General features: G+C 34.9%; 13 protein-coding genes. 1 reads left to right on the plus strand and 12 read right to left on the minus strand.

Annotated features, from left to right (window positions below):
* Window positions 1-108: 108 nt before the first annotated feature.
* Together LK443_RS00675 and LK443_RS00680 are read right to left on the minus strand one after the other, a co-directional pair.
* Window positions 109-870 (minus strand): type I restriction-modification system subunit M, encoded by a 762-nt coding sequence (locus tag LK443_RS00675; protein ID WP_227932420.1) that lies wholly within the window; start codon window positions 868-870, stop codon window positions 109-111.
* A gap of 50 nt (window positions 871-920) precedes the next feature.
* Complete coding sequence (locus LK443_RS00680; RefSeq protein ID WP_265416422.1) at window positions 921-1,061, minus strand: hypothetical protein; 141 nt, start codon at window positions 1,059-1,061, stop codon at window positions 921-923.
* A 576-nt stretch (window positions 1,062-1,637) separates the two neighbouring features.
* Between LK443_RS00680 and LK443_RS00685 the strand changes: the two genes are divergently transcribed.
* Window positions 1,638-2,285, plus strand: a complete 648-nt coding sequence (locus LK443_RS00685) for a YigZ family protein (protein WP_227931728.1) — start codon at window positions 1,638-1,640, stop codon at window positions 2,283-2,285.
* Between the two features lie 226 nt (window positions 2,286-2,511).
* On the opposite strand, the gene LK443_RS00690 is transcribed toward LK443_RS00685, so the two are convergent.
* From LK443_RS00690 to argF, 10 genes are all read right to left on the minus strand, one after another.
* Window positions 2,512-2,685 carry a hypothetical protein gene (locus LK443_RS00690; protein ID WP_227931729.1) on the minus strand — a complete coding sequence of 58 codons (174 nt, stop codon included), beginning with the start codon at window positions 2,683-2,685 and terminating at the stop codon, window positions 2,512-2,514.
* Entirely contained in the window at window positions 2,675-3,355 is a 681-nt protein-coding gene (locus LK443_RS00695) for an NAD(P)H-dependent oxidoreductase (RefSeq protein ID WP_227931730.1), read from the minus strand. Before LK443_RS00695 ends, LK443_RS00690 begins: the two co-directional genes overlap by 11 nt.
* Window positions 3,356-3,360: 5 nt before the next feature.
* The gene (locus LK443_RS00700; RefSeq protein ID WP_227931731.1) at window positions 3,361-4,497 is read right to left on the minus strand and encodes an amidohydrolase; all 1,137 of its coding nucleotides are present in this window, start codon (window positions 4,495-4,497) and stop codon (window positions 3,361-3,363) included.
* A 571-nt stretch (window positions 4,498-5,068) separates the two neighbouring features.
* The gene (locus LK443_RS00705; RefSeq protein ID WP_227931732.1) at window positions 5,069-6,817 is read right to left on the minus strand and encodes an ABC transporter ATP-binding protein; all 1,749 of its coding nucleotides are present in this window, start codon (window positions 6,815-6,817) and stop codon (window positions 5,069-5,071) included.
* Window positions 6,811-8,562, minus strand: coding sequence for an ABC transporter ATP-binding protein (locus LK443_RS00710; protein ID WP_227931733.1), 1,752 nt, complete (start codon window positions 8,560-8,562; stop codon window positions 6,811-6,813). Before LK443_RS00710 ends, LK443_RS00705 begins: the two co-directional genes overlap by 7 nt.
* Before the next feature lie 358 nt (window positions 8,563-8,920).
* Complete coding sequence (locus LK443_RS00715) at window positions 8,921-9,238, minus strand: hypothetical protein (protein WP_227931734.1); 318 nt, start codon at window positions 9,236-9,238, stop codon at window positions 8,921-8,923.
* A gap of 119 nt (window positions 9,239-9,357) precedes the next feature.
* A complete protein-coding gene (arcC, locus tag LK443_RS00720; RefSeq protein ID WP_227931735.1) occupies window positions 9,358-10,305 on the minus strand; it encodes a carbamate kinase in 948 nt (315 codons plus the stop codon).
* Window positions 10,306-10,343: 38 nt separating this feature from the next.
* Entirely contained in the window at window positions 10,344-11,684 is a 1,341-nt protein-coding gene (locus tag LK443_RS00725) for a M20 family metallopeptidase (RefSeq protein ID WP_227931736.1), read from the minus strand.
* A 70-nt stretch (window positions 11,685-11,754) separates the two neighbouring features.
* Window positions 11,755-13,296, minus strand: a complete 1,542-nt coding sequence (locus tag LK443_RS00730) for a YfcC family protein (protein WP_227931737.1) — start codon at window positions 13,294-13,296, stop codon at window positions 11,755-11,757.
* Window positions 13,297-13,385: 89 nt separating this feature from the next.
* Window positions 13,386-14,399, minus strand: coding sequence for an ornithine carbamoyltransferase (argF, locus tag LK443_RS00735; protein WP_227931738.1), 1,014 nt, complete (start codon window positions 14,397-14,399; stop codon window positions 13,386-13,388).
* Window positions 14,400-14,432: the final 33 nt, after the last annotated feature.

Consider the following 14,432-nt stretch of genomic DNA (forward strand, 5'->3'; position numbering starts at 1 on the left):
ATCTTTATTTTATCAAATACTATTACGATAAAGAATATTATTCTTTATTTAGGAAACTAAATCATTCAAACTTTTTGTATTTTAAAATGATTTTGTTCCATAAATACTCTAAAAAGCACACCAACTATTTATTTTTTGAGTTTTAAACTTTGGTAGAAGTATTGAACTCCTTGTATTTTCATAACTATTTGCCTCGATCACTATTATGACACGAAACCCGCAAGCTGGATCATAAACTTTGTTGATTTCTGTTTTTTGGGCTGTACCAAGTCTTGTAAGAAGCTCTGATACATCAGCAGGAGTAAAGAATTCTCCACCCGATTTACCAGCATTACTTGCATACATTATCATAAGATATTCATAGGCATCTCCAAACGCATCAATATCGTGATCCTTAACCTCTCCAAGATTCATATCTGCCACACCGTCAAGAAGTTTACAAAGTTTTCCATTTCTCTTTGCAACAGTAGAGCCAAGTTTATTACTATTTACATCAAAATCATCAAATAGACCTGCAAAGTCGGATTCTGATTCACTGCCTTTTGCAGATTCCTCTATGTGACGGAATGCCCTTTCAAGTGTTTCATTCAGGTTTTCATTATCCTTGGCTTTTGTCCTTACATTACAAAAGAGTTCAGATGGAAGAATGAAAAATCCTTTTTCTTGTACAAGACCTTCTCTTGCCTCTTCAGCCATCTCATCAGACATCTGTGCAAAATCAAAATCAGCATTGCCTGCTTCAATTTCTCCTGTATTGATGTAGTTGGCAATATTTTCAGAAATATATCTATAGAACATAGTGCCAAGTATATAGTTTTTGAAATCCCATCCATCTACAGCACCACGAAGTTCATCTGCAATTGCCCATATTGCTCTGTGAAGTTCATCACGTTGCTATTCTTTTTTAATATCAATAGGCATTATCTTTTTCCCTCCACTTCAAAATCAAGCCATGCCTCTTCGGCTCTTTCATAATCAACATCATGTTCTAGGCAGAACTCTTTTATATTTTTCATTGCGTTAAGGTTAGGCTTTGCTTTGCCACCTTCCCATCTATTCACAGTAGAAAATGCCACCTTAATTTCTTTAGCAAAGTCTTGCTGTGTCAGAAAGCATCATTGTCTAATTCTTTTAATTTCATCTGAAAATCTCATTTGCGTAAATATTTCAACAATATAGCGTTACCATAACATATAATCATAGTTTTTACTATCTCCCAAGGCTACCTAGTAGAAGGACAAAATTTGCGGAGCCTTAGAGAAACTTTTTTCTAAAAATTTTCCTCGATGGTTTACTAAGCATCAATTTTCTTTGCTTGTGATTCGTAAGGAATGATTGGTTCTTAAAACGAAAGTATATATCCTTTCACTATTAGGAAAAATAAAGGAGCGAAAACATGAGTCATGAAAACATACCAGAATAATTAAAAAAAAATCTTTGGAGCATGGAGAATTGAAGATACAAAGGAAAGAAGAAACAGCAAAGTGCCATATAGCCTAGTAACTAGAAACAAGGAACAAGGTACAAGTGAATGCGCCATCAGATTTTACAAATTTTGATAAGGCAATTTCATCCTAAGTTGTTTTGCACTAATTTTATGATACAATAATGGCAAATACATCGAATAAGGAGAGTCTATGTTAGAACAATATAAAACCATTCATCAAGATGGACAGCATGAAATTGAAATTAAAGGTTCACGATTTATCGCCCATTTTAAACGTACAGAAACAGAAGAAGAAGCAATAGAATTTATCCAAGCCATTAAAAAGGAACATTGGAAAGCTACTCATAATTGTTCAGCTTATTTAATTGGAGAAAGAGATGAATTCCAACGTGCAATGGATGATGGAGAACCGAGTGGAACAGCTGGTGTTCCAATGTTAGAAGTATTAAAAAAACAGTCACTAAAAAATACTACGGTTGTCGTAACACGATACTTTGGTGGTACAAAACTGGGTGCTGGGGGACTTGTTCGTGCTTATACAGGAGCAGTTGCAGAAGGCCTTAAAGCAATTGGAGTCGTTCAAGCTAGCTTAGAAACCATTTTAAAAGTGACGATTGATTATTCGACCGTTGGAAAATTAGAATACTATCTTGAAACCAATACTATTTCTGTAGTCGACAAAGAATTTACAGATGTAGTGGCTATTCATTGTAGTTTACCTGTTGAAGAAGTAGCATCTTTCCAAGAATCTGTAATTGAATTATTACAAAACAAAGTACAATTTGAAGAATTAGGACAACAATATATCGAAAGACTAATTTCGTTGAATGGGGAATAAACAGTGAGAGTTTTCTCACTATCGAAAACAAAGAGAGCGTTTTTGAATCATAAAACTAAACCTCCTGAAAATCTAATATCAATGGATTTTCAGGAGGTATTTATTTACAGGTTGATCTGCAAATTAGATCCCTCAACAGGATTTGGATTGATAGCTTGATTAACAACTAGTGAAGTTTACACAAAATTCTTGACACTGCCTCTAAAAATTCTTGATTTAAATTTTATTACCACTCTTTTGGACTCCATAATTGTCCATCTAACTGTGATTTATAATGATCCACTCGCTGTTGCTGTTCCAACAATAATTGTTTACAAGCTTCTAAAAAAGCACGTTCTTTATAATCTTGACAGTCTTCTTGCCAAGTAGCCATTTGTTCTTCCATCCATTTAGAATCCATCCGCTTCATTCCCCATTTCTGAAAGCATCATGACTAATTCTTCTCTTTCTTGTTTCAATTCTACAATCCACTCTCTCACTTGCTTCGTATGAGTATTCTCATAGTTCGCCATTTTCTCCAACATCCATTGTTCTTTTTCACTAAAATAATGCGAACCATTTTCTAAATAATATAAATAGTCTACTAGTAATTGCTGCTTTTGAATTTCAGGTAAATATTGAAATTGATAAATGACAAATGGTGTTTGATAGTTCCAGCCTAATTGATTGGCCAACGCTTGATAAGGTCTTAATAATTCTTCTATTCCAAACCCTACTGAACCACCCGCAGTATATCGATCTTTCTTTGCACCTACTGTAACTACAATTCCCAGTTCTTTCTGCTTATTTTTTTGAGATAAATTCAGTGTCAACACTTCATCCATCCATTGCTTCATCACACTAGGACATTGATACCAATAAAATGGAAATTGCAAAATAATTCTGTCTGCTTCTTGAAGACAAGCTCGTTCTATTGTTTTATCAAAATGATGATCTTCTTGTTCTGCTAAAATCGATTCTAAATGACGAATTTGAATCTGTTCTTCACCTTTAATAGCTGCTAATAAAAATTGTTGTGAAGAAGATTGAGCTACATCAGGATGACTTATAATCATTAATGTTTTAGTCATGGAATTTACCCTTTCTGATATTGATTTAGTAAAGCTTGACTATTTTCTACAAAATAAGAAATCGCATATTGTAACGCTGTATCATCTACTAGAAAAGATGGATGATGCCATTCATAAGGACAACCTGTGCCAATAAATGCAAAACATCCCGGAACATATTCCATATAATTCGCAAAATCTTCTGCTCCCAATGTTAATTCAGGAGTCACAACTGTCGCAAATTGTTCTGTTGTTTCTTTTACAATCCCTGTCACTTCTTCATCATTATCTACAACTGGAGGTGTCATAATCCACTCGATATGCGCTTCTTGTCCATATACAGCAGCCATTTGATGTACCATACGATCCATTAAACTACGTATTTTTTCTTGATCTTTTTTATAAAAAGTACGAATCGTTCCTTCAAAGAAAACACGTTCCGGTATAACATTCCAAGTATTCCCCCCTTCAATATGAGAAATACTTAATACGGCAGGTGACAATGGTGAAACATGACGACTTACAATTGCTTGTAAATTTGTAATCATTTGACAGGCAGTAACAATTGGATCATTCCCATTATGTGGAGCTGCCGCATGAGTGCCTACACCTTTTAATTCCACAGAAAATTGTCCCACAGCTGCCATTAGCGGTCCAGATTTAATGCCAATTGTTCCAACAGGCAATTCAGGCTTATTATGGAATCCAATAATTGCATCGACTCTATCAAGGACTCCTTCAGCAATTAAGGCACGAGCTCCTCGATTCATTTCTTCAGCAGGTTGAAAAAGGAATCGAATTTTTCCGTTTAAACTTTCTTCATTTTCTTTTAAAATTTTCGCAGCCATTAATAAACTAGCTGTATGAAAATCATGCCCACAAGCATGCATCACTCCATCATGCTCTGAACGATAGTCTAAATCCGTTTGTTCATGAATCGGTAATGCATCCATATCTGCTCGAAGAGCAATAACTGGGCTTTCTTTCGTTCCAATTTCCGCTACAACACCTGTTGGCGTTTGTAAAGGACGATAAGAAATTCCCCATTCTGTTAATTTTTCTTGAATATATGCAGTTGTTTTAAATTCTTGTTCAGATAATTCTGGATAGCGATGTAATGTCCGTCTCATTTTCACCGCTTCTTGAATCCATTCTTCTTTCATATCAATCACCTCTTGAAAATCACTTGATTTTATTTTACTACAAACAAAACAAAAAAACATAAGGAAACGCCTAAGCCTTCCTCATGTTTGCAAGATAATAGGAATAGAAATAGATTGTGTCTAATGTAGCGGTGGACGCCAGTAGCCCATCTCAAACACCCTCTCATACACTTCCGTTAAGAAAAGAATAGACTTCCTACAGTATAAGAAATCAAATTCTAAACGTACTCTCATACTCCTCCGCCAAGAAAAGAATAGACTTCCTACAGTAGCTCGAGTACTATCGCCAGTGGGGCTGATAGTACTGGAAAAATTGAGACCGAGGCTCAATTTTTAGCAATGAGACCCGCATTCGCGAGGCTGCTTGCGTCCATAGCTACTGTAAAGGGAGTCTAATTCTAAACGTACTCTCCTGTTACTCCGTTAGGAAAAGATTAGACTTTTCGAAGTAGCGAATGTACTAGAAGCCAACAATTGGCTGATAGTACTGGAAAATTCGAGACCTTAGGCTCGAATTTTAGCCAAGAGACCCATAGGGGCTACTGGCGTCCAACGCTACATCAGACAAAGTCTAATTCTTTTCCACTTGCAGGCGGTACATCTGCGCGTACATTCCGTCTTGTTCAACTAATTCATCATGATTCCCTTGTTCAATAATCTCACCCTTATCCAACACGAAAATCTTATCCGCATGAACAATCGTAGACAAACGATGCGCAATCATAACCGTCGTGCGTCCCTTCGACAGAACTTCCATCGCCTGCTGAATCATCCCTTCCGTTTGCGTATCCACATGAGAAGTCGCTTCATCCAACACTAAAATCGTTGGATTAAACGCTAACGCTCGCGCAAAAGAAATTAACTGACGTTCCCCAGACGAATACTCCGCCCCTTTATCTTGAATCGGAATATCCAATCCTTCTTCAGAACGCTCTAAAATATGCTGACCACCCACTTGAATTAACGCATTTTCCATCCTTTCAGTCGTGATAGAAAGATTCTCCAACCCAATATTACTTCCTAAAGTCCCTGCAAATAAGTACGGATCTTGCAATACAATCCCCATCTTCTCACGCACTTTCCGCTGATTCGATAACGCAATATTTTGATCATCAATCCAAATTTCTCCATCCGTTGGATCATAAAATCTAAATAATAAATTCATAATTGTCGACTTACCTGAACCAGTATGCCCGACAAAAGCCACTGTTTCACCTGCTTCAATCGTAAATGAAATATTTTTCAATACTGGAGTTTTTCCATCATAAGAAAAGGAGACATTTTTAAATTCCACTTTTCCATCTTCCATGACAAAATCAGCATCACCTGAATTCTCGATTGGTGTTTCCATTAATTCAATGACTCGACCACCTGCTGCAAAAGCATGTTGCAATCCCGCAAAAATTTGTACTAAATTATCGATTGGATCATATAAACGATTAATATAGTCCACAATCGCATAAATAAGTCCAGCTGTTAACCCTAATGTTCCTCCTAAATATTTCACACTTAAATATAAAACGGCAAACATTAAAGTAATATTTCTTAGAAAAGCTACGACACTCCAAGCCAAGAAAGATTCTACCTTTAATTCTTCAAGACCAATTTTTTCCCAATCTTGAACAATTGCTTCATACTCTTTATTTACCAGTTTCTCTTGTTGAAATACTTGAATAATGGACATCCCTTGAATGATTTCATTCAATTTCCCATTCATATTACTAAAACTCTCACGAAGAGGACCTGTAAAAGCTCCTGCTTTTTTACTAAATACCACTTGCCATAATAGAATGGCTGGAATGACTAATAATAAAACAGCACCTAATCGAATATTAAGAGAAAAAATAACGACATAAATTCCAACAATAATAATAATACTATTTAACACATTAGCAGTTGCTGCAACAAAGAAATTTTGGCGAACAACTTCCGTATCATTCGTAATTTTTGAAACGACTTTTCCTGCTGGTAAGGAATCAAAATAACGAATAGGCAAATGTTGAATTTTATCGAATAATTCATCTCTTAAACGCTTGGTTAAACGATTTGACATCACACTTAACAGAAAGCGTCCGAAATAAGCAGATAACGCTGAAATGAGTAATAAACTAAAATATACTGCGGCAAATTGAGCAATTTGTCCCCAATCAATCACACCCGAATTTTCTGATGGTGTAATGACCAAGTCAATAAATTGCTTTGCGACAATTGGAGCATAGACTCCTGAAGCTGAAGCGAGTAATAATAAAATAAATCCAATGAAAAAGGAACGTTTTTCATAACGAATATAGCTTAATAACCAAAAAATTGTTTTTAGCATTCTTCACTCACCTCTTGCTCTTCTAATTCTTGTTTCAAGTATTGCTCATAATACCAACCTTTTTGTTCCAGTAACTCTTCATGAGTTCCCCGTGCAACAATCTGACCATCTTCAAATACTAAAATGCAATCTGCATGTCGAATTGCAGATAAGCGATGAGCTGTAATAATATTTGTTTGATCCATTCTTTCTGATTTTAGATGACCCACAATTTGAATTTCTGTTTTAGCATCTACAGCTGACAGGGCATCATCTAGTAATAAAATTTCAGCATTTCTCAGTAATGCTCGGGCAATCGATAATCGTTGTTTTTGCCCACCACTTAAAGTAATCCCTTTTTCGCCAATCATTGTATCCAATTGTTCTGGCATTCGACGAATATCTTCCGCTATCGCAGCTTGTTCTAGCACATCCCATACAACTTGTTCTGTAATTTCCTTATCAGCAAGTTTTAGATTTTCTAAAATACTTTTTGAAAATAACACATGTTCTTGTGGTACATACGCCATTAAAGCATCCACTGATTGTCGCTTCCAATGAACCAGTTCTTGATTATTCAGCAAAATCGTTTCATGATGGTAAGGATATTGATGTAAGAACTGTTTTAGGAAGGTTGTTTTCCCTGAACCCGTTTTCCCAACAATTCCAATCGTTTGTCCTTTTTTAATACTTACTGAAATATTTTTCAATGTTGGATTTTCTTCACCAGGATAAGTAAAGGAGAAATTCTCAAAACGAACTTCCTCGAATTGCCCTAATTCTTCCTGTCCATCTTCTTCTAAATCATCACTTGTTTCTAACAATTCAAAAATTCTCTCAAACGAAACTTTCCCTTGTTGAACCATTACGACAAGGTCTCCAATTAAATACAATGGAAAGACTAATAAACCGATATAGATTGGAAACGAAACTAAGCTTCCTAATAAAATTTTCCCTTCTTGAACAAGTCCACCACCATAAATCAATCCAATCAACATACAAATTCCTACAACAACTTGTGCTAGTGGAGCAAATAACATTCCCAATTTAGCTACTGCAATATTTTTTTGCAGAGAATCTTCTGTTTTCTGTTTAAAAATTTGACTCATTCTGTCTTCTTGCCCATAAGCTCGAATGACATAAGTTCCATCAATCATTTCTAATACTTCCGCATTCATATCAGAAATAGCCTTTTGAGCATCCCTATACACTGTTTCAATTTTATCCATTAAACGATAGAGTACATAGGCTAATACCGGCATCGGTAAAACGGAAATAATCGTCAACTCCCACCAAACATTCATCACCATGTTTGTCAAAACTGATAAAGTAATAAAAAATGCATTCAGAAAAGCATATACTCCAAATCCTACTAAATTCCCAATCGTTTCAAGGTCTTCACTTGAACGAGTTACAATATCCCCAACTCTAAACTTTGTATAAAAGGGTGCTTTCTTCCATAATAATTGCTTCATCGTCCCTAATCGTAAATTAGTAATATAGTCAAAACGTGCAAACCATATCCAATACATTAATGCAGAATCTAGTACATAAACTCCTACTAATGATAGAAAAAAGAATCCCATATATCCCAAAAGTTGTTCTTGTGTCAACGATTGATCCACAATCGCATTGACAATTTGTCCTAATATTTTTGCAGGAACGACTAATAAATAACTATTTAAAATCGCACTACATACAATAATGACATATCTCACCCAATGCTTTTTAAAATAAATGCCTAGGTGTTTCGTAATGACTTTCATATATCCTCCTTACTCCCACAGAAGTTTGACAAAAAAAAGACTAGTTCCATATACATGTATACACAACTAGTCTCTCCACTTTTATCTATGAAAAAAAAGCTAACCACCTACAACAGCAGACAGTTAGCCTCATTTCGCAAAACCAAAAATAATTAAAGTGAGTATATTAATACATTGTCATATTCTGTAAGGAGATTTTAGTTGTTTTGTTCAATTGTTGATGTTTTCCATTTAAGTTGTTCATTACAACTACCTCCTTCAAATTATTTGTTAAACAATTTCGCTTAACACACTAATCGTACACCTAAATAAGATATTTTGCAAGTGAAAATTTTCTATTATTCTTCATGATATGAAGTTAACCTTCAAAAAAACGATGATTAAACTCACCGTCCAATTGAGAAACATCAAATCCAAACAATTCTATATAGAACGGAAGATAATCATCTATCTCCATCCAATTAAACGTTGGTAAACTATCTACTTGCTTCATTTTTATTAATAACCTTTTTGCCAATGGATCTAATACATTTCTTAAATAAGTTCCGAATATTCCTGATGTTAATATCAATTTTGGTAAAAAGTGAGTTTTTTCAAAAATCTTTAAAAATTCCTTTTGAATCAGTTTAGGATCTAGGCTATCTAACAATGCTAACTCATACATTGATGTAGACATCTAATCCTTCTCTCTTTGTTCTTTTTCCACCCATCTTACCATATTCATTCCATTATTTATGTAAAAAAAGGATTAACGGTAATTCCGTCAATCCTTTTGTCTCTTAGTGTCTAATAAAATTAGCCAGCAACAACTTGAGTACCGCCATCACCTTTTAATACTTCAGCAATATTTTCTAATGAAGTAATGATAGCTTTTCCTTGTGGATAGTTTTCAACGAACGCAATTGCTGCTTCAACTTTTGGTAACATTGAACCAGGTGCAAATTGATTTTCTCCAATATATTTTTTCAACTCGCTAATTGTTACAGTTTCTAATTTTTGTTGATCTGGTTTATTGAAGTTTACATAAACATTGTCAACACCTGTTAACACGATGAATAAGTCTGCTCCAACTAATTCAGATAATGTTTGACTTGCAAAGTCTTTATCGATAACTGCTTCAACACCTGTTAAGAATTTAGTTTCTGGGTCTTCAACAACTGGGATACCTCCCCCACCTGCTGTAATGACAACAGTACCAGTAGCAATTAAGTTTTTAACTGTATTTACTTCTTTAATGCCAACTGGTTTTGGTGAAGGAACTACTTTACGATAACCACGACCTGCATCTTCTTTAAATGTTGCACCAGTAGCTGCTGCTTGTTCTTTAGCTTCTTCTTCAGTTAAGAATGGTCCAATTGGTTTTGTTGGATTTGAGAATGCTGGATCGTCTTTAGAAACGATTACTTGTGTTACTACTGCAGCTACATCTTTTTTAATGCCACGTGCTTGTAATTCATTGACTAATGCATTTTGTAACCAGAATCCAATTGATCCTTCTGTCATCGCAACACATGTGTCTAATGGCATTGCTGGATTTTTTTCTGAATCAGCTGCTGCTTGTTGTAATAATAAGTTACCAACTTGTGGTCCATTACCATGTGTAACAACTAATTCGTCGCCATTTTCAATGAATTGTACTAAGTATTTTGCTGTTTGAATTAATGCTTCTTGTTGTGCTTTTGCTGAAGCATCTGATGATAAAATTGCGTTACCGCCTAACGCTACTACGATTTTACGTGACATATTTATAAACTCCTTTATGATTAAAACTTAAACCTATACTATTTTTTACCTGCTAATCGATAAACTGCTTCGGCATAAATATCCATTGAATCAAATATATCTCTTAGCGACATTTTTTCATTTTCCATATGGAATGTAATTGGTGAATCTGGGAATACTGCTCCATAAGCCACACAATTTTTCATTGTACGAGCAAAAGTTGCTCCACCTGAAGATTGTGGTAAATGAGTTGTATCACCAGTTTTTTCTTGGTATACAGCCATTAATGTATCTACTAGAACACTATCTAATGGCACATACAATGGTGCTAAATAATCATATTCTTCATACTCTAATCCAAATTCATTCGCTTTCTCAGATAAAGTTTTAACAATTGCATCTTTATCTGCTAATACTGGAATACGAATATCAATACGAATTTCTGATTTTTCCGGTGTAATCGTCACACCTGCTACATTGAATGTTAAACCACCTGATGGCTCATCTTCAATTTTTCCTAAAATACTACTTCCTGTAGCATCTTCTCCAACTACTTCTGAAATAAATGCTAATACTGAATGATCAACAGCTGAATAAAGTCCTTTTACTAATCTAACTAACGCATTCACACCATGTGGCGCATCTTTTGCGTGTTTAGAAACTCCTAGAACAGTCACTTTATCTTCCTGCGTTTCATATTCAAATTTTAATGAAGATAATTTCTCTACTACTTGAGAAAAATACTCTCCTTTATAAGATGCTTCACCTGGTACTACATTAAAAGCATCTCCTGAATGAAAGTTTAAAACGTCGCTTCCTGGTCCATGTAATTTTACTTGCAATAAACCTTTTTCAGCATAGGTTAATGGAAATTCCGCATCAGGTGCAAATCCCATTGTCGCTACTTCTTCTAACTCGCCATAACGAGCTAAACAACGCCATAATGTTTCTTCATCAGTCCCAAAAATGAATCGAATTCGTTTATCAAATTCTACTCCGGCATCCATTAACGCTTTTACTGCATATAAGGCTGCCATTGAAGGGCCTTTATCATCTTGAGTCCCTCTTCCATATAAGAAACCATCTTTTAAAACAGCTTCAAATGGAGGAGTATCCCAATTATTCAAATCTCCTGCTGGAACAACGTCCAAGTGACATAGAATGGCTAATGATTCTTCACCACTTCCCACTTCAGCATAACCATAATATCCTTTCGGATCAATGTAAGTGCTAAAGCCTAATTCACGGCATAAAGCCAATGCATCTTCTAATGCAAATTGAATATCTTTTCCAAAAGGAGTGTCTCCTTCACCTTCATTTAGGACAGAAGGAATACGAACCAATCGTTTAATCGATTCAATACATTCTTCTTTATGTTTTTCTGTAATAAATGTGCTCATCGTATCCTCCTTAAGAAATAAGAAATCCCCCCTTAAATCGAGGGGAGTTCTTTTAATGTTATTTTACTAATTAAATATGAATGAATGTTCCTAAGATTAATAATAGGATTGAAACGCCCATTACAATACCTACTAATTTAGCAATAAATTTCCACCAAGTTGTGATGTCGATACGTCCTATTGCTAATGCACCCATTACGATACCTGAAGTTGGTGATAGTAAGTTTAGTACCCCATTTGCTGATTGGAAAGCAGTAACTACTAATGATTGAGATACATTTACGAATTCTCCTAAAGGCGCTAAGATACCAATTGTAGCACCTGCTAAACCTGAAGAAGAAGGAATTAAGAATGATAATGGTAAGTAGAAGATGTATGTTAATACGATAAACACTTGAGCTGATAAACCTGATAATGCATTTTCACCGAAGTTCAAGATTGTAGCTGTAATCATACCATCGTTCATAATTACTTGAATACCACGAGCTAATGCACAGATTAAAGCAACACCTAATAAATCTGCAGCACCTGTCATAAATACTTGAACGAATTTTTCTTCTTTCATTCTGTAAGTAATACCCACTAAAACAGCCATCATTAAGAATAACATTGTAATTTCAGGGAAGTACCACTCACCTAAAGGTAGTGATTGACCAAATATTGTACCAATTAGAGGAAGTCCAACAATAACGTCATTTAATTTTTCAAATACATGAATATTGAATTTAGCCCATGGAATTAAGCTTAAAATCATGATGATAAATGTAATTACGAATACAGTTAATACGGCTTTTTGTTTACCACTTAATTCTGCTTCTGTTTGTTCAACACTAAAGTATGATAAATCAGCTTCACGTGTAGCAAATGTATAAGATTTAGAATGATCTTTTTCTATTTTGCTTGCATAGTTATATACATAGAATGCAGAAATTGCCCACATAACAACGAAGAAGATTAAACGTAATCCAATACCTTCTGCAACACTAATACCAGCTGCATCTGAAGCAACCCCTGTTGCAAATGGGTTAACTGTTGAAGCTAAACATCCAATTTGAGAACCAATTAATACAATTGCTACACCAGTAATTGTATCAAAACCTACTGCTAACATTACAGGAACGATTAATGGGTAGAATGCCATTGTTTCTTCACCCATACCATAAGTTGATCCACCTAATGCAAATAAGAACATTAAAACTGGAATTAAAGCTTTTTCACGGCCTTTATATTTACGAACAATAGATGCAATCCCTACGTCTAAAGCTCCTGTTTCAGTAACAACTCCTAAGAATCCACCAACCATTAAAATAAAGAATGAAACTTGAATCGCACCATCAGTTCTTAATGTGATTTCATTAGGTTCACCTTCATTTAACATATGTTCGCGTCCTAACATACCATATACTGGAGACATAACAATATCATAAAAACTTTGAGGGTTTGAATCAACTTGTTGGTAAGTTCCAGCGATTAAATTGCCATCTTCTGTTTCATCATATTGTCCAGCTGGAATAATCCAAGTAAATAAAGCCATAATTGCAATGATAATGAATAAAACAGTATATGAAGAAGGCATTTTAAATCCTTTTTTTTCAGCTACTTGTTCTGACATAATAATATCCTCCATCTATTTATAAAAAAAACCATTCTGATTCTGATTCAACATCAGAACCAGAATGGCTTTCTCAGTTACTTTTGTTATTAAACTTTGTTTACAAATAAGTTACCTGCAGTTAAAGCCATAATTGCTTTAATTGAGTGCATACGGTTTTCAGCTTGATCGAATTGACGAGCATATTTGCTACGGAATACTTCATCAGTAACTTCCATTTCTTTAACACCAAATTCTTCAGCGATTTTTTTACCGTATTCTGTTTCAGTATCATGGAATGCTGGTAAGCAGTGCAATACGATTAAGTCTTCGTTTTCAGCTTTACGAACTAAGTCCATGTTAACTTGGTAAGGTTGTAATAAGTTTACACGCTCAGTGAATTTATCTTCTTCACCCATTGATACCCATACGTCAGTATATAATACATCTGCGCCTTTAACAGCTTTTTCAGCATCGTCTGTAATTAATATACGAGCTCCGCTTTCTTTAGCATAACCTTCAGCTAAAGCAACAACTTCTTTTTCAGGGAATAATTCTTTTGGTGAGAAGATATGAACGTTTACTCCTAAGATTGCACCTGTTACTAATAAACTGTTTGCAACGTTATTACGTCCGTCACCACAGTAAACTAGTGTTAATCCTTCTAATTTACCGAAGTTTTCTTTAACAGTTAAGTAGTCAGCAATCATTTGTGTTGGATGCCATGCATCTGTTAAACCATTCCATACAGGAACACCAGCGTATTTTGCTAAGTCTTCACACACTTGTTGGCTGAATCCACGGAATTCAATTCCATCAAACATACGGCCTAAAACTTTAGCAGTATCTTCCACTGATTCTTTCTTACCTAATTGGATATCGTTTTTACCTAAATATTCTGGGTGAGCACCTAAGTCAATTGCAGCAGTTGTGAAAGCTGCACGAGTACGAGTAGATGTTTTTTCGAATAATAAAGCAATGTTTTTACCTTCTAGGAATTTATGTGGAACACCACGTTTTTTCAAATCTTTAACGTGCGCTGAGAAGTCGATTAAATATTCGATTTCTGCACGAGAAAAATCTTTTTCTTTTAAAAAGCTACGGCCTTGGAACACTTGTGTCATATTTGGAATGACTCCTTTCAAAATTGTAATTCT

The sequence above is a fragment of the Granulicatella elegans genome (genome assembly GCF_020735385.1).
In the GTDB taxonomy this organism is placed as follows: Bacteria; Bacillota; Bacilli; order Lactobacillales; family Aerococcaceae; genus Granulicatella; species Granulicatella elegans_B.